The sequence below is a fragment of the Bacteroides neonati genome, from assembly GCF_000499785.1.
GTDB lineage: Bacteria > Bacteroidota > Bacteroidia > Bacteroidales > Bacteroidaceae > Bacteroides > Bacteroides neonati.
The window spans coordinates 59,910-77,237 of record NZ_HG726023.1 but is presented as its reverse complement, the minus strand read 5'-3'; the positions used below and the strand labels follow the sequence as shown (position 1 = coordinate 77,237).

Annotated in this window: 18 protein-coding genes; 9 read left to right on the top strand and 9 right to left on the bottom strand. The window is 45.9% G+C overall.

Annotation, left to right across the window (positions count from 1 at the left end; genetic code table 11):
- Position 1: 1 nt before the first annotated feature.
- From TY03_RS12965 to rpmH, 4 genes are all read right to left on the bottom strand, one after another.
- Entirely contained in the window at positions 2-976 is a 975-nt protein-coding gene (locus TY03_RS12965) for a D-alanine--D-alanine ligase (protein ID WP_042370701.1), read from the bottom strand.
- A complete protein-coding gene (locus tag TY03_RS12960) occupies positions 973-2,043 on the bottom strand; it encodes an RluA family pseudouridine synthase (protein ID WP_042370699.1) in 1,071 nt (356 codons plus the stop codon). Before TY03_RS12960 ends, TY03_RS12965 begins: the two co-directional genes overlap by 4 nt.
- 32 nt (positions 2,044-2,075) lie before the next feature.
- The gene (locus TY03_RS12955) at positions 2,076-2,720 is read right to left on the bottom strand and encodes a PASTA domain-containing protein (RefSeq protein WP_042370697.1); all 645 of its coding nucleotides are present in this window, start codon (positions 2,718-2,720) and stop codon (positions 2,076-2,078) included.
- A 190-nt stretch (positions 2,721-2,910) separates the two neighbouring features.
- A complete protein-coding gene (gene rpmH, locus TY03_RS21925) occupies positions 2,911-3,072 on the bottom strand; it encodes a 50S ribosomal protein L34 (RefSeq protein WP_074434177.1) in 162 nt (53 codons plus the stop codon).
- Between the two features lie 189 nt (positions 3,073-3,261).
- Between rpmH and efp the strand changes: the two genes are divergently transcribed.
- From efp to TY03_RS12930, 5 genes are all read left to right on the top strand, one after another.
- Positions 3,262-3,828, top strand: a complete 567-nt coding sequence (efp, locus tag TY03_RS12950) for an elongation factor P (protein WP_042370695.1) — start codon at positions 3,262-3,264, stop codon at positions 3,826-3,828.
- 120 nt (positions 3,829-3,948) lie between these two features.
- Positions 3,949-4,938, top strand: a complete 990-nt coding sequence (locus tag TY03_RS12945) for a glycosyltransferase (protein WP_042370693.1) — start codon at positions 3,949-3,951, stop codon at positions 4,936-4,938.
- 12 nt (positions 4,939-4,950) lie between these two features.
- A complete protein-coding gene (radC, locus tag TY03_RS12940) occupies positions 4,951-5,646 on the top strand; it encodes a RadC family protein (protein ID WP_042370691.1) in 696 nt (231 codons plus the stop codon).
- Positions 5,647-5,688: 42 nt separating this feature from the next.
- The gene (locus TY03_RS12935; RefSeq protein ID WP_042370689.1) at positions 5,689-6,000 is read left to right on the top strand and encodes a metal-sulfur cluster assembly factor; all 312 of its coding nucleotides are present in this window, start codon (positions 5,689-5,691) and stop codon (positions 5,998-6,000) included.
- Positions 6,000-6,764: a UDP-2,3-diacylglucosamine diphosphatase gene (locus TY03_RS12930; protein ID WP_042370687.1), complete on the top strand. Its 765-nt coding sequence runs from the start codon at positions 6,000-6,002 to the stop codon at positions 6,762-6,764. The genes TY03_RS12935 and TY03_RS12930 overlap by 1 nt, the downstream gene beginning before the upstream one ends.
- Positions 6,765-6,853: 89 nt before the next feature.
- On the opposite strand, the gene TY03_RS12925 is transcribed toward TY03_RS12930, so the two are convergent.
- From TY03_RS12925 to pta, 3 genes are all read right to left on the bottom strand, one after another.
- Positions 6,854-8,248, bottom strand: coding sequence for an alkaline phosphatase (locus TY03_RS12925; protein ID WP_042370686.1), 1,395 nt, complete (start codon positions 8,246-8,248; stop codon positions 6,854-6,856).
- A 516-nt stretch (positions 8,249-8,764) separates the two neighbouring features.
- Positions 8,765-9,958, bottom strand: a complete 1,194-nt coding sequence (locus TY03_RS12920) for an acetate kinase (RefSeq protein WP_042370685.1) — start codon at positions 9,956-9,958, stop codon at positions 8,765-8,767.
- A gap of 15 nt (positions 9,959-9,973) precedes the next feature.
- Complete coding sequence (gene pta / locus TY03_RS12915; RefSeq protein WP_042370684.1) at positions 9,974-10,993, bottom strand: phosphate acetyltransferase; 1,020 nt, start codon at positions 10,991-10,993, stop codon at positions 9,974-9,976.
- Positions 10,994-11,395: 402 nt separating this feature from the next.
- Between pta and TY03_RS12910 the strand changes: the two genes are divergently transcribed.
- From TY03_RS12910 to TY03_RS12895, 4 genes are read left to right on the top strand one after another with little or no spacing between them, the layout of a single operon-like run.
- A complete protein-coding gene (locus TY03_RS12910; protein WP_042370683.1) occupies positions 11,396-11,734 on the top strand; it encodes a CidA/LrgA family protein in 339 nt (112 codons plus the stop codon).
- A complete protein-coding gene (locus tag TY03_RS12905; RefSeq protein ID WP_042370682.1) occupies positions 11,731-12,426 on the top strand; it encodes an LrgB family protein in 696 nt (231 codons plus the stop codon). The genes TY03_RS12910 and TY03_RS12905 overlap by 4 nt, the downstream gene beginning before the upstream one ends.
- Before the next feature lie 54 nt (positions 12,427-12,480).
- Positions 12,481-13,398: a DUF2156 domain-containing protein gene (locus tag TY03_RS12900; RefSeq protein ID WP_042370681.1), complete on the top strand. Its 918-nt coding sequence runs from the start codon at positions 12,481-12,483 to the stop codon at positions 13,396-13,398.
- Between the two features lies 1 nt (position 13,399).
- Positions 13,400-14,413, top strand: coding sequence for a GNAT family N-acetyltransferase (locus tag TY03_RS12895; protein WP_042370679.1), 1,014 nt, complete (start codon positions 13,400-13,402; stop codon positions 14,411-14,413).
- 5 nt (positions 14,414-14,418) lie between these two features.
- On the opposite strand, the gene TY03_RS12890 is transcribed toward TY03_RS12895, so the two are convergent.
- Positions 14,419-15,738, bottom strand: a complete 1,320-nt coding sequence (locus TY03_RS12890; protein ID WP_042370678.1) for a TldD/PmbA family protein — start codon at positions 15,736-15,738, stop codon at positions 14,419-14,421.
- Positions 15,739-15,770: 32 nt separating this feature from the next.
- The gene (locus TY03_RS12885; RefSeq protein ID WP_042370676.1) at positions 15,771-17,288 is read right to left on the bottom strand and encodes a TldD/PmbA family protein; all 1,518 of its coding nucleotides are present in this window, start codon (positions 17,286-17,288) and stop codon (positions 15,771-15,773) included.
- Positions 17,289-17,328: the final 40 nt, after the last annotated feature.

The following is a 17,328-nucleotide window of genomic DNA, read 5'->3' as shown; positions in this document are numbered from 1 at the left end:
TTTAAAACTTATTCTCAATAATATCGGTCATTACATCTTTAATATCAAGTCCGGCAGCACGTACCTGCTGGGGGATGAAACTGGTAGCAGTCATGCCCGGAGTAGTATTCACCTCGAGCAGGTTTATCTTTTCACCTTCAGTGATGATATAGTCAACTCGAATAATACCCGAACAACCCAAAATATCGTAAATGGCAGAAGTCAAGGTTTGTACCCGCTTCGTCAGATCATCCGAAATACGTGCAGGGGTAATCTCTTCAACTTGTCCGTTGTACTTTGCATCGTAGTCGAAGAATTCGTTGGCAGTAACCACTTCCGTTACAGGAAACACGACCGAATTCTTTTTTGTTTTGTAGCAACCACAAGTTATTTCGGTACCTTGCATAAATGCCTCGACAAGTACCTCCTCTGCTTCGGAAAAAGCATGCAGGATAGCCGGCTGAATCTGTTCGGGTGTTTTCACTTTCGTTGTTCCGAAGCTCGATCCCCCTAGGCTTGGTTTAATGAAACAAGGCAAACCGATCTTTTCGATTACATCGGCATCGCTCACCGACTGTCCCTGACGCAGCAACAGCGACTCGGCAATACGAATGCCGAAAGAGGCCAGGTAATGATTGCAGGTAAACTTATCGTACGTGATGGCAGCAGCCAATACACCACAACAAGAGTACGGTATACGCAGCATATCGAAATATCCCTGCAAGCGACCATCTTCTCCGGGCGTGCCGTGGATGGTAATATAGGCAAAGTCGAACGTGACTTTCTCCGTACCGTTGGTAAAGCTGAAGTCGTTACGGTCGACCGGAAGCTTCGTTCCGTCGGGCAGTTGTACCTCCCAGCGAAGTCCTTCCATTTCGACGATGTACAAGTTGTATTTTTCCTTATCAATAAAGGTGTAGATACCTTGTGCACTGCGCAAGGATACTACGATTTCGGAAGTATCTCCTCCGCAAACAATGGCAATAGTGCGTTTCATTCTATTTCTCGATTACTAATATATCCTCTCCACTTCTCTATCAGTTGAGTCATGTCGTCGGGTAGCTCCGAGGTGAAGTTCATCTCTTCGCCCGTAGCGGGATGTACGAACCCAAGCGTCATGGCATGCAAAGCCTGTCGCGGACAAGTGTCAAAGCAGTTGTTTACAAATTGTTTGTATTTACTAAAGTGAGTTCCTTTTAGAATTTCGTGGCCGCCGTATCGTTCATCATTAAATAATACGTGTCCGATGTGTTTCATGTGTACCCTGATCTGATGCGTACGTCCGGTTTCGAGCACACACTCGACCAACGTTACATAACCTATGCGTTCGAGTACCCGATAGTGGGTCACGGCATGCTTACCAATAGTAGGATCGCTCATCACAGCCATCTGCATACGGTCTTTGGGATTGCGTGCCAGATTGCCGGTAATGGTGCCTTCGTTGTTCTCTACCGTACCCCATACCAGCGCACGATACTGGCGTTTGGTTGTTTTATTAAAAAACTGCAAGCCCAGATTGGTCTTTGCATCGGGAGTTTTGGCAATGACCAGCAAGCCCGAAGTATCTTTATCTATTCGGTGCACCAACCCTACGTGCGGATCATTGGCGTCATACTCCGGATCGTCTTTTAAGTGCCAGGCCAATGCATTGACCAAGGTACCGGTGTAGTTGCCATGACCGGGATGCACCACCAGACCGGGCGGTTTATTAATCACCATCAGGTGCTGGTCTTCGTATACTATATTGAGGGGAATATCTTCGGGAATGATTTCATTGTCGTAGCGGGGACGATCCATCATAACCGTAAGCACATCGAGTGGTTTTACTTTGTAGTTACTCTTCACAGGAGTACCATTGGCCATCACATATCCACCTTCGGCAGCCTTTTGAATGCGGTTGCGCGAAGCATTGACAATGCGTTCGAAAAGGTATTTATCAACCCTTATCTTGGCTTGCCCTTTATCTACTACCACCCGGAAGTGTTCATATAGTTGTCCTTCGTCTCCGACGGGTTCTATATCATCTATATCATTGTCTATTTCGTCCGGAAGTTCGTCTATCATCTGTTTTCTGTCTTTCTTCTTTTAATATCTACTTAAAACCAGGATTCATCGGTAGTAGCAGGTGCGGGTGCGTCTTCGGTGGTTCCCGATACTTCGGTCGAATCGCCCGAGAGTTCGTCTTGTAGATCACCACTTCCCACCATCAAGGTCAATGTTGCTCCGGCAGGCACTTTCTCGCCGGTCACTAACTGATGCCCTTTGTACTTAACCCCATACACCCAGTCTTTTTCGCCATTCACCAACTCGTTTTCGGTTAGCTTAAACCCAATAGCCAGCATACGCGCCTGCGCCTGACGCACCGAACTATTGTCGGCTACATCGGGTACTGCTCTCAAGGGTACGTTCAGTGCATTGATGGTTAAGTAAATCACTCTGCCTTCTTTCACTTTTTGTCCGGCACCGGGGGTTAAATCAAGAATGCTTCCCGCCGGTTCGTTTTTCACATAACTAGAGTCGGAAACCACACAAGCAAGGCCATGATTCCGGAGAAAAGCCTCTGCTTCTTCCATCTGCATTCCTTTTACATCGGGTACTACCACTGCCTCTCCGTGACGGGTGTATATGTCCAACCCCTTCAATACGATGAAAAGCAGTACGCATACCACCACAACCATGGCTATCAGATTCACCCAAAAGTATTTATTTGCTTTGAAAGAAAAAAAATCTTTTACCGTCATAATTCTTAGCTGTTACAATTGGAGACAAAGATACTATTTTCAACACAGAGTAGTGCAGAGTTGCGCCTAGTTTTTTAGAGTTGCCAATCAGACAGACAGTTCCGGCTATAAATTCAAGGGATTTGGGGACAAAAAAAAAGAAGTAAAGGCAATACCTTCACTTCTTTTTTGTCTTTTAAAGAACAGAGTGTTATCGTTTCACTCCGTTGTATTCGTCAGAAACAGTTAGTTTCTTGCGACCTTTTGCACGACGGGCAGCCAATACTCTACGACCATTAGCCGACTCCATTCTCTCACGGAAACCGTGCTTGTTTTTTCTCTTTCTGTTAGAGGGTTGATAAGTTCTCTTCATTTCTATATATTGTTTTATGTTATTATCCTACTGTAATCGGGCTGCAAAAATAGGTACTTTTTTCAAATAAACCAAGAGATAACTCATTTTTAGTCAAAAGACTTTGGCTTTTTTATTGATTTAGATTACTTTTGCAGTCTAAATGAGGAAGAGACAACTCAATAATTACATAAAAAAGAAAATTAAAGTATGATCAATTCACAAGACATCAAGAACGGAACTTGCATCCGCATGGATGGTAAGCTCTATTTTTGCATCGAATTCCTTCACGTAAAGCCAGGTAAGGGTAATACCTTTATGCGCACGAAACTGAAAGATGTGGTCAGTGGCTATGTCCTTGAACGTCGTTTCAACATCGGCGAGAAGCTGGAAGATGTACGTGTAGAGCGTCGCCCCTATCAGTTCTTATATAAAGAAGGTGAAGAGTATATCTTCATGAACCAAGAAACTTTCGACCAACACCCCATTGCTCGCGATCTCATCAACGGTGTTGACTTCTTAAAGGAAGAGATGATTGTCGACGTGGTTTCTGATGCTTCGACCGAAACTGTATTGTATGCCGATCTTCCTGTGAAAGTACAGTTGAAGATTACCTATACCGAACCGGGCTTGAAGGGCGACACAGCTACCAATGCCAGCAAACCTGCTACTCTGGAAACAGGTGCTGAGATTCGTGTCCCTTTGTTTATCAACGAAGGCGAAACAATCGAAATCGACACACGCGACGGTTCATACCAAAACCGCGTAAAAGTATAACTTTTACAGTTAAAATCACTGTATCAGTAAAAAACGGGAGCCATTTGCTCCCGTTTTTTTTATTATATCTCAAATTATCGTGTATATTTGTGTCATCAATTATATCAACCGAATACTATTATGCGCTACTCCGTCATCATCCCCGTTTACAATCGCCCCGACGAAGTGAACGAACTGCTGCAAAGCCTTGTCGAACAACACTACAACGATTTTGAAGTGATCATTGTCGAAGACGGTTCCTCCGTTCCCTGCAAAACCATTGCAGATGCATACAGCGACCGGTTGACTATTCATTATTTCGAGAAGCCCAACTCCGGACCGGGGCAAACCCGTAACTACGGAGCCGAAAGAAGTCGTGGCGAATATTTACTCATTCTCGATTCGGACTGCATCATTCCTCCGGGCTATTTTGAGGCCATTGAGCAAGAACTTCAAAACAAACCGGCCGATGCTTTCGGTGGTCCCGACCGTGCACACAGTTCTTTCAGCGATATGCAAAAAGCCATCAACTACTCCATGACCTCCTTTTTCACTACCGGAGGCATCCGGGGGGGGAAAAAGAAAATGGATAAATTCTACCCGCGAAGTTTCAATATGGGAGTTCGCCGAACGGTTTATCAAGCATTGGGTGGCTTCTCGGACATGCGCTTTGGCGAGGATATCGACTTCAGCATCCGCATCTTCAAGGGGGGATATAGCTGTCGGTTGTTTCCCGGTGCATGGGTTTATCACAAACGCCGCACCGATCTGAAGAAGTTCTTCAAGCAAGTACACAACTCGGGCATTGCCCGCATCAACCTCTATAAGAAGTATCCCGAATCACTGAAAGTAGTGCACCTGCTTCCTGGCGTGTTTACACTGGGGGTGGCTTTCTTATTGATCGGCTCATTGTTTTGCCTGTATAGCCTGCTGCCCATTCTGCTTTATGCCGTATTGGTGTGCATTGACTCCTCGCTGCAAAACCACAGCTTACGCATCGGCATATACTCCATAGCGGCCGCTTTTATACAATTAATCGGCTACGGAACCGGATTCTGGCGCGCTTGGTGGCAACGGTGCGTGCTGGGGCGCGATACGTTTGAAGCTTTCAAGAAGAATTTCTATAAGTAACATTCCCTGCCAATGAACGAGCGACAAAAACTAAACATCAACCAGTGGGCAGAAGAAGATCGCCCCCGCGAGAAGATGGTAAACAAAGGAGTTGCCGCCTTGAGCGATGCCGAACTGTTGGCCATCCTTATCGGATCGGGCAGCAGAGACGAAAGTGCCGTCGAGCTGATGCGCCGGGTCATGGCTTCGTGTCATAACAATTTAAATGAACTGGCTCATTGGGGAGTGCACGACTTCTCTACATTCAAAGGGTTAGGCCCGGCCAAGAGCATCACCATCATGGCAGCTCTCGAACTGGGCAAACGACGGAAACAACAGGAGGTTCGCGAGCGACAAACCATTCGTTGCTCGCGCGATATCTTTGAGTTGTTTCATCCCCTGCTGTGCGATTCGCCGCAAGAGGAGTTCTGGGTTTTATTGCTCAATCAGGCCTGTAAGATGATCGACAGCGTTCGTATCAGCACCGGAGGCATTGATGGTACGTATGCCGACGTACGCTCCATTCTACGCGAAGCTCTGTTGCAACGGGCTACTCAACTGGCACTTATCCACAACCACCCTTCGGGCAACTGCCAGCCCAGCGCATCCGACCGCCAACTGACCCAACAGATACAGCAAGCAGCCCGTACAATGAACATTCAACTAACCGACCACGTTATCATTGGTAGTGATAAGTTCTACAGTTTTGCAGACGAAGGGCTTGTCTAAGTGATTTTATTCTTATATTTGCAGATATAAAACCCTACCACCATGACTAAATTTGAAACAGAAGAAAAAATAGTAGAAATGCTCAAAACAGTATTTGACCCGGAAATCCCGGTGAATGTATACGATCTGGGGCTTATCTACAACATCGATTTATCCGACAACGGAGAAGTGACCATTGAAATGACACTGACGGCACCCAACTGCCCGGCAGCCGATTTCATCATGGAAGATGTGCGCCAACGAGTCGATTCCATCGATGGTATTACATCGACCACCATTAATTTAGTGTTTGAACCCGAATGGGATAAAGACATGATGAGTGAAGAAGCGAAGTTAGAACTAGGCTTTTTATAATGAAGAATATCTATTTCCTTTCTGATGCACACCTGGGTTCGCGTGCCATTGAACATGGACGAACGCAAGAGCGACGACTGGTGAATTTCCTCGACAGCATTAAACACAATGCCGCCGCCGTATATTTGCTGGGAGATATGTTCGACTTTTGGTACGAATTCAAGTTAGTGGTACCCAGAGGTTATACGCGTTTCTTAGGAAAACTATCGGAGCTTACCGATATGGGAGTAGAGGTGCACTTCTTTGTTGGCAACCACGACATCTGGTGTGGCGACTATCTGACGAAAGAGTGCGGAGTGATTCTGCATCACGAACCCTTGACTACCGAGATTTATGGGAAAGAATTTTATCTGGCTCATGGCGACGGGCTGGGCGATCCGGACAAGACTTTTAAGTTCTTGCGGGCCATGTTTCGCAACGAAACCATGCAAAGACTATTCTCAGCCCTTCATCCGCGCTGGAGCATTGACTTGGGGCTAAGCTGGGCGAAGCACAGCCGGCAGAAGCGGGCCAACGGGAAAGAACCCGACTATATGGGCGAGGATAAAGAGCACCTGGTGCTCTACACCAAAGAGTATCTGAAAAGCCACCCCAACATCAACTACTTTATCTATGGCCACCGCCACATTGAGCTCGACTTGATGTTAAGTGCAACGGCACGTATCACCATTTTGGGCGATTGGATCAACTTCTTCTCGTACGCTGTCTTCGACGGAGAGAACTTCTTCTTCGAAAACTATGTAGAAGGCGAGACACAACTATAAACAAGATACAAAAAGAATCGCCGTCATTTGTTCCAAACAAGAACAAATGACGGCGATTCTTTATTATAAGTATTCCGAGCTACGCGTCGTTAATAGTTGGCAGCTTTTGCAATACGCTTGGGTATGTCTGTATTATCCATTTTGCCTTGGAACAGCTCGGCACCTTTGCCAATCGCATATACGGGAACATATCCGCCCGAGTGTCCGCCATGCCCCCAGCTTACTCTGGCTATCTGGCTCATCACCTCTTTGGCACGGGCAGCAAGCGGCTCGCTCTTCGAGTACATGCTCTCTTCAAAGACTACTGCGTTTTTCACAAAAGAGTGTTCAAACTCATCGCGAAGCAGTTTTTCCTGCTCCCAGCTGATAGGCAACTCTTTCCAAAAGCCCATCTCGTCAGCCAGCAAGGCTTTCATATCTTCCCAGGCCACTTTGTTGTCCTTTGCTTTTCTCAACTGTCCCATCTTAGCCGAAAGTACATCTATTGAGTTTTTCTGGTATTGAAGTGCTTTGAGGTTGAGCTCATATCTGCCCGTACCTAAGGCAATGCCACCGGTTTCGTGGTCGGCAGTGACTACGATCAATGTTTCTTTCGGGTGTTTCTTGTAGAACTCATACGCTACCTTGATGGCATTGTCCATGTCTTGTACTTCACGGAAAGTAGTGGCAGCATCATTGCCGTGGCAAGCCCAGTCAATCTGTCCGCCTTCGACCATGAGGAAGAAACCTTTCTTGGCGTCTTTGCTCAAAAAGTCGATAGCACTTTCGGTAATCTGAGTCAGTGTCAAATCGCCTGCTTTGCTGTCGATGGCATAAGGAAGCGAAGCGGTCGAAGCACCTTCTTCCTGAATCAACACCATCTTGCCCGCTTTGGGAGCTTTGGCCTTGAAATCATTGACGCCTCTGGCAATGGTATAGCCTGCTTCTTCGATGATTGGGTAAATGCTGGGAGCCTCTTTCTTATCGGCTGTTGTGGCGGGCTTCAAGAAACCTGCTCCGGCATAGAAGTCGAAGTTTGCTTTGGGCAGATCGGTTGCAATTTCGTAATACATATTGCGATCGGGCTGATGTGCATAGAAAGCAGCCGGAGTTGCATGGTCTACGCTTACGCTGGTAGTTACTCCAACTTTCTTGCCGGCTTTCTTTGCCTGCTCGGCCACGGTGGTTATTTTGTTTTTCTGGTCATCCAGGCCAATGGCTCCGTTGTATGTTTTGTGTCCCGTAGCAAGGGCTGTGCCTGCTGCCGAAGAGTCTGTTACCGAATTGGTTGCCGAGAAAGTAGTAGCCATAGATGCCACCGGGAATTGGGTAAACAGCAACGACTCCGTACCGATGCGTCCCTGCTTTTCGGCCAAATACATCTCAGTACCATTGACTTGATTGACTCCCATTCCATCACCGATGAAATAGAATACATACTTTGCCTGACCGTTGGCGACAACAGAAATCAGAACAAATGCTAAAGCATAAATTAATCTTCTCATTCTAGTTTATTTTACGTTATTAGGATTTCATTGTCCACAAAGTTAGCTTATTTTAAGCAAATTCCAATCTCATCCACTTATTTATGCATGCATCACCCTGTTTTATTGCAGCGAAAGAATCGATTGTTTACAGATGTATGAAGAAACCCCTTTATCTATATTCATTTCATAGAAAAAGTAGCTGTTGCTTATACTGACTTTAACTACTTTCGTCCGCTTTTCTTAGTCGTCAGCTTGCAACACGACAATGGTCGGGCTGCAATGCGATCATGGTCGGCTTGCATGGCGACAATCATCGGCTTGCAAGACGACTATCAAAACAATGAATTAAAAACAGATAAGAAGCACGAAGAATGCAGATAAACGACGTATTAAATACAGGTAGGAAATAGGTTTCATGGCAACATAGAGCCGTATCGGTTTGGCTCTTCATGGGGCGAAGGGGGCATAAAAAAAGCCGGAGAACAGTTTAACTGTCTCCGGCCCATCTATATTAACGATAATCGGATTGCTTCATTAGCTCAAGATAGCCATTGTATCCGATGCAATCAGCAACTCTTCGTCGGTAGGGATCACTACTACTTTCACACGCGATTCGGGAGTAGAGATAATCACTTCCTTGCTTCTTGCCTTATTGGCTTCGTGGTCGATCTTCACGCCAAGGAACTCAAGTCCTTCGCATACACCGGCACGACAGGTTTGTTGGTTCTCGCCCACACCACCGGTGAACAGAATCACATCCACACCGCCCATGGCAGCAGCATAAGCACCGATGTATTTCTTGATACGGTAGTAGTACATCTGCTCGGTCAGGATGGCACGCTCGTCACCGGCAGCTACGGCTGCTTCTAAGTCGCGCATATCGCTGGCACCGTTTCGCATACCGGCTACACCCGATTGCTTGTTCAGCAAATCAGAGATACCGGCTGTGTCGAGGTTTTCTTTATCCATAATGAAAGTCACCGCACCTGCGTCGATATCGCCGCAACGAGTACCCATCATTAATCCTTCGAGCGGAGTCAATCCCATCGAGGTATCGATACATTTTCCGTCTTTGATCGCTGCCACTGAAGCACCGTTGCCGATGTGGCAGGTGATCAGTTTCAAGCCTTCGGCCTTCATGCCCAGGTACTCACATACACGTTGTGATACGTAGCGGTGAGAGGTTCCGTGGAAACCATAGCGACGGATGCCGTATTTCTTATACAAATCGTAAGGAATGGCATACAGATAAGCGTGTTCGGGCATTGTTTGATGGAAAGCCGTATCGAACACACCTACTTGAGGCACGTTGGGAAGGATAGCCGTAATAGCATTGACACCTTTCAGGTTGGCAGGATTGTGCAACGGAGCCAGATCATTGCAAGCAACGAATGCATCGAGCACGTCTTGTGTAAGCAATACCGATTTGCTGAACTTCTCACCACCGTGAACCATACGATGACCTACCGCATTGATTTCGTCGAGCGATTTAACTGCTCCAAACTCAGGGTGAGTCAAGGTTTCAAGAATAAACTCTACACCTACGGTATGCTCGGGGATGTCTCTTTCGAGTACTTTCTTGTCACCATTGGGCAATGTCAACTTAAGAAATGAGCCTTCGAGGCCGATTTTCTCAATTCCACCTTGTGCAATAACTTCTTTGTTGCTCATATTGAACAACTTGTACTTGATAGATGAACTACCACAGTTCAATACTAATATATTCATATCTTGATTAATGTATTATTTCGCGTTATTTAAAGCAATAGCCTGATTGGCCGTAATAGCAATCATACGGTAGATGTCTTCGATCGAGCAACCGCGTGAAAGGTCATTGACCGGACGAGCAATACCTTGAAGAATCGGTCCGATAGCATCGGCGTTGCCTAAGCGTTGAACCAGTTTATAAGAGATATTACCCACCTCGAGGCTGGGCACGATCAGTACATTGGCTTCTCCTGCGATAGGCGAACCGGGTGCTTTGCCCGCTCCGATCGAAGGCACCAATGCCGCATCGGCTTGCAACTCGCCATCGAGCAACAACGTAGGATCTAATTTTTGGGCAAGTTTCACTGCTTCGACCACTTTATCAACCACTTCGTGCTTGGCAGAGCCTTTGGTAGAGAAGCTCAACAGGGCTACTTTGGGAACTTCGATGCCGGCAACAGCTCTTGCAGTATGAGCTGTACAAACAGCGATCTGAGCAAGTTGTGAGGCATCCGGAACGGGAGTTACGGCTACGTCGCCCATCACGAGCAAACCATTCTTACCATAATCGGGAGCCTTGGTGAGCAACAACATTGCACCTGATACGCAAGTGATTCCCGGAGTTGTTTTAATGATCTGCAATGCAGGGCGAAGCACATCACCAGTTGTATTTTTAGCACCGGCCAATTGTCCGTCAGCATCGCCGTTCTTGATTATAAGGCAACCTAAGTAGAGCGGATCGAGCACCAGTTTGCGAGCCTCTTCTATGGTCATCCCTTTCTTTTTGCGAAGTTCGCACAGCAATTGTGCATATTCTTCTTGTTTGGGGTGATTGGCAGGATCAATAATGGTTGCTTTGCCAATATTTCCCAATCCCCATTTAACTGCCAGTTCCATAATTTCGTCCGGATTGCCCAGTAAAATAAGATCGGCAACTTCATCCGTCAAAATCAGATTAGCAGCTTTCAGGGTACGTTCTTCCGTACCTTCGGGAAGAACAATGCGCTGGCGATTCGCTTTCGCACGCGCAACAATTTCATTAATCAAGTTGAGCATAGATATTTAAATAGTTGTATAAATTCGGTAGAACGTATATTTGACGCCGCAAAAGTACACAATTTTGCAATATCTACATTGCAAAACTGCGGTTTTTATAGCGTAACGATGCAATTATATGTTATTTAACATTAGTAAACGACAGAGGAACTGTCGAGAAGCCATTTTCGCGCCTGTTTCATCTTCTTATTTCATGATTTTTTCTTTGACAAGTGTCCATTAAGACAGGTACCCATCAGGCATTTACCGGGGTATACCCTTAGGCAAATGGAATGTACTGAATTCATCATCTTAGCACAGCAAACGATAAGTTAAAAAATAGCCTCATATATAGAATGGAGAACAGGGGATAGCATTATTTTGTTACCTTTGCAGTGTTTTTTAAATTCAACTAAAATTAGTATGATACGTCAGTGTGCCATTTTGTTTGGCTGTTTAGCTTTGGGTGAATTAATCGTCTTTCTCACAGGAATAAAGTTTCCATCGAGTATTATCGGCATGTTATTACTTACCCTTTTTCTCAAATTAGGTTGGATCAAGTTGCAGTGGGTGCAGGGTATGTCCGACTTCCTGATCGCTAATCTCGGTTTCTTCTTTATCCCTCCCGGTGTTGCATTAATGCTTTACTTCGATATCATCGAAGCGCAATTCTGGCCCATTGTGGTTGCCTCTACCGTTAGCACATTGCTGGTGCTCGTTGTTACCGGCTGGATTCATCAATTAGTACGCAAAATCAAATGAATTATTTAGAAAACGAGTTCTTTCTCTTAGCCATTACTTTCGGAATATACTTCCTGGCAAAACTATTGCAAAAGAAAACCGGGTTGGTGCTACTCAACCCCATCTTACTAACCATCGCGCTGCTCATCATCTTTTTAAAGATGACACATATCAGCTTTGAAACGTATAATGAAGGCGGACACTTGATTGAGTTTTGGTTGAAACCTGCTGTGGTGGCATTGGGCGTTCCGCTGTATCTGCAACTGGAAACGATCAAAAAACAAATTCTGCCGATTGTGCTCTCGCAACTGGCCGGTTGCATTGTAGGAGTGGTATCGGTAGTGGTCATAGCCAAAGTAATGGGAGCCTCTCAGGAGGTGATCTTGTCGTTGGCACCCAAATCTGTAACCACGCCTATTGCCATGGAGGTAACCAAAGCACTGGGTGGTATTCCGTCATTAACGGCTGCCGTTGTGGTTAGTGTGGGCTTACTTGGTGCTATTCTCGGAATTAAGATAATGAAGCTGACGCGTGTAGGCAGCCCCATTGCGCAAGGGCTTTCGCTGGGTGCAGCTGCACATGCCGTAGGAACTTCTACCGCGATGGACATCAGTAGTAAGTACGGTGCTTATGCCAGTTTAGGGTTAACACTCAATGGCATATTTACGGCCATACTGACACCGACAATCTTACATTTATTAGGGTTGTTGTAACAAAATCACCCCTTTTCTTGTTATATATAGTATTCATTTGGAAAAAATAAATTTATGATAGCATTTAAAGACATTACTTTACAGGATAGAGATACCATTACAGCATATACACTAAACAGTCCTCGTCGCAATTGCGATCTTTCTTTCTCCAATCTTTGCAGCTGGAGATTCTTATACGATACACAGTTTGCCATTGTCGATAACTTTCTTGTTTTCAAATTCTGGGCAGGAGAAAAGTTGGCTTATATGATGCCCGTAGGCACCGGAGACTTGGAAAAGGTATTGAAAGAGCTCATAGAAGATGCACGGCACGAACAGCAACCCTTCTGTATGTTGGGTGCTTGCTCATGCATGAGAGGTGAGCTGGAAAACCTGCTGCCGGGACAGTTTGACTTCACAGCCGATAGGGATTATGCCGATTACATCTATCTGCACACTGATCTGGCCACGTTGAAAGGCAAGAAGTTTCAATCGAAACGGAATCACATCAACAAATTTCGCAACACATATCCCGATTATGAGTATGCAGCCATCACCCCCGACCGCATACAGGAGTGCTTGGAACTGGAAGCAGAATGGTGCAAGGTTAACAATTGCGATAAGCAGGAAGGTACCGGCAACGAGCGCAGGGCATTGATTTACGCATTGCACCATTTCGAAGCGTTGGGACTAAGCGGTGGCATTCTTCGTGCCAATGGCAAGATTGTAGCTTTCACTTTCGGTATGCCGATCAATAACGACACCTTCGGAGTACATGTAGAAAAGGCAGATACGACAATCGACGGGGCTTATGCCATGATCAACTATGAGTTTGCCAATCACATACCCGAACAGTACACCTATATTAATCGCGAAGAAGACCTCGGCATCGAAGGGTTACGCAAAGCGAAACTATCCTATCAGCCCGAAATAATTTTAGAGAAGTACATGGTATGCCTACACGAACAACCCATCGATATGATAAAATGGTAACATGAAGAAAAAAGCAATCAAAGCCTTGTGGAAGCAATGCTTTACCGACAGTGCCGATTTTGTTGATTTATATTTCGACTTACGCTACAACAATGAAGTGAACATTGCGCTCGAAAGTGGCAAAGACGTCATTGCTGCACTTCAGTTACTGCCCTACCCGATGACTTTCTGCGGAAAGCTAATTCAAACCGCTTACATATCGGGAGCCTGTACACACCCCGACTATCGCAACAAAGGGGTGATGCGCGAACTGCTGTCTCAGGCATTCGGGCGTATGATACAAACGAAAAGCCTCATCAGCACGCTTATTCCGGCAGAATCCTGGCTATACGATTATTATGCACATGCAGGGTATGCCGCCGTATTTCATTATGCACAAAAAGAGCTGTCGGCACAGAAGCTACCCACTACCGCATCGGTTCAGGTAAGTCATACGAATCAGTATGAAGAAGAGATCTATCAGTATCTGAATAAGAAGATGGAGGAGCGTTCTTGCTGTATACAGCATACCGAAACCGACTTCAGAGTTATACTTGCCGACTTGGCGCGCACACAAGACAGTGTCTATGTGGCTAAACAAGAGGGTGCTATCGTTGGTATAGCCGTCGGCTATAAGTGGGAGCAGTCTGTGTACGTGAAGGAACTACTAACCGAGAGCGAAGAGATATCCAACGAACTGCTGCATCAGATAGGGCAAATAAGCGGGCAAGATCAAATCAAGCTGACCCTGCCTCCTACTCCGGCAGACGAGGCTCATCGGTCGGGTATGGCGCGTATCATCGATGCCAAATCGGTATTGCAACTCTATGCCGCTGCTTATCCCGAACAGGAAATGAGCATTGAACTGGTTGATGAGCAACTATCGGCCAATAACGGCTACTATTATGTATGCAACGGCAAGTGCATGTATAGCGAAGAGCGGATACCCGAAACGCATATACGGCTGAATATCGGAGAGCTATCCGAAAGGATACTCGCTCCGCTTCAACCGTATATGAGTTTAATGTTGGACTAAGTGACTTATAAGCCGCTGAAATCTACTTGATCAAAGACCAGCGACGGGATACGCCAAGACGAAGTGAGCCGTGCATCATTGCCAATCTCGGCCAATGAAGCCCACAAAGTAATCATATTGCCCGTTACGTTCATCTCTGAAATGGGCTGTGTCAACTTTCCTTTTTCAATCAGAAAACCTTCGATGCCGTAAGAGAAATCACCGGTTGTGCTGTTGCAGTTACCACCATTGTAGGCTGTCACCAAGATACCCTTATCTACTCCGGCAATGAGTTGATCCAGACTTTTGCCTCCGGGCTTCATGACCAATAGAGAGGGCGAACTGATGGTGGGCGCCACTTTCATTTTATTGCCGGTATAGGTATCGATAAAATAGGTTTTGAGTACACCGTTTTCAAATACAGGACCTTGTTTGGTGGCTACTCCTTCGTTATCGAAGTAGCGAGCACCCGAGGCTTGAACCAGATGCGGTTCGTCTGTCAGGTTCAAAACATCGCTACCTATTTTCGTTTCTAATTTATTGATTAAGAACGAGTTCTTCTGCTGCAAAGCAGAACCATATAAAGCACTCAAAACCGGTCTGAGCAGTTGACTTGAGTTAAGCGAATCGACAACCATCGTGTACTTGCCCGACTTAACCTTCTTCTGCCCCAACTTGCGCAATGTGCGCTCCAAAGCCGTTTTGCCTATATCCGATTTGATTAGCTTATCGTAGTAAATAGCCGACTCATACCATCCATCGGATGGTCGTGCTTCGCCTTCTCCTTTGATGGAAACACCCGCCGATAGTGAGAACCAGGTTCTGTTTGATTCGCCTTCAAAGCCGTTGCTTGCCAGTTTGTAAGAAGAGCTTTCGCCGTCACTATACGAGGAATCGACAGAAATTATTCGCTCATTCTTGCCTAAAACCTCTTCGGCTACCGTCTTTGCCAATAAGACTTTATCATCGGGATTGAGCGATGAAAGCTTCGCATCAGTCAATTGCAGGTCGGGCTTTCCACCTTGATAATAACGGGATGCATCGGGAAGCATTCTTGCCTCGTCCTTCGCAAGATAGCGAGTGGCATCAATTCCGTTCTTAATAAAAGATTCCAGTTCTTTTTTATCCAACCTATTGGTAGAGTACATTCCATAACGCCCGTCTACATACACCGACAAGGTGAGCTGATTCTCGGAGGCCTGTTGCAAGCGATCCATTTTAGCATCTCTCAATTCGAACGAGCTGTTAGAGCCCGAAGACAAATCGACCTTGGCTTGCTGGCAACCGTTCTGAAGGGCATAATCCATGGCCCATTGTGCCAATTTCTTATTGCTATCTGATATCATGATTATTCAGTATTATGCATTAATAGTTAAAATCAACTTTCACCACCAACGGTGAGTTTGCTTACTAAAGCAGAAGGCATGCCGCAGGTTACCGGACAAGATTGTCCGTCCTTGCCACAGGTCCAACTGCCATTATCAATCTTATCATTGCCGGCTACCATGGTAATATCGGCCAGTGCCTTCGGTCCATTGCCTATGATATTGACATCTTTAATGGGTTGAGTAAGCTTGCCATCCTCAATCAGGTAGCCCGACTTGACAAAGAAAGTAAAGTCGCCTGCTCCAATCTGAACCTGCCCGTTGGTAAACTGATCTACAAAGATTCCCTTTTTAACTGAGGCAATAATATCGGCTTCCGTCATGTTTCCGGGCTCCATATAGGTGGCACGCATACGAGGAATGGGCAGGTTGCGGAAAGATTCACGACGTCCGTTGCCGGTCGGTGCAATGCCATAATGTTTTGCACTGATACGGTCGTGCAGATAACTGGTCAGCACCCCATTGGTTACGAGGTAGGTTTTCTGTCCTTCTACTCCTTCATCGTCAAAGTTAATCGAACCACGATTGAATGGAATCGTACCATCGTCTATCACACTAATGTGCTCATTGCATATTTTCTTATGTAACTGATCGGAGAAGATAGACGTGTTTTTCCGATTAAAGTCGGCCTCAAAAGCATGACCAATCGCTTCGTGCAGTAGAATGCCCGATCCTCCTGCTCCCATTACAACAGGCATCTCTCCCCCTTTGGGTTTGATTGCCTGAAAAAGAATGGCTGTTTTATCGACTGCCTCACGAGCAATGGTATCCACAACCTCGTCGGTCAGAAACTCGAATCCTTTGCGATAAGAACGAGCAGAGTAGCTGTTCTCAATCTGTCCGTTCTGCTCCATGATACACATCGCACTCAAAGTAACCATGGGGCGATAGTCATAGTACATCACTCCCTCTGAATTACAGAACAGGATATGAGAGGTAGCATCGCTAAGCGAAGCGTTAACTTTATGCACCCGTTTGTCTAGTGCAAACATCTTATCGTTGAGCTTTTGCAAATAGGGCATCTTCTCTTTCAGACTCACCTCTTCCCAAGATGAAGCGATGGCGTAGTAATTCTTCTTCAACGGTTTTTCTTTCAGAGCAACAGGCTTACCTGCCCGATTGGAAGCTGCAATACGAGCTGCCGTACGAGCTACTTTAAGCATATCTTCGAGCGTTACGTTCTCCACATAAGCATACCCGCTCTGATCGCCGGCAAGTACACGCACACCCATACCAAAGTCAATGTAAGAGTTACAACGATTCACTGCGCCATCCTGCAAAGAGATAGCGTTCGTAAACGTATGTTCAAAAAACAAATCGGCATAGTCGCCTCCTTTTTCTAAAGCAGCAGCCAATACCTTACGCATATCTTCCTCGCTCACCCCGAAGTGGTTCATAGCAGATGAAAGAGTAGAGCCTCTAACTGATGACGGAGTGCCCAGAGCCGAACCAACCGCCAGCGAGCCAAGCAATGCCATACTTCCTGTTCTTAAAAAATTTCGTCTATCCATGTTAATTAAATTATGAGTTGTGAACTGTGAATCGTTTTTC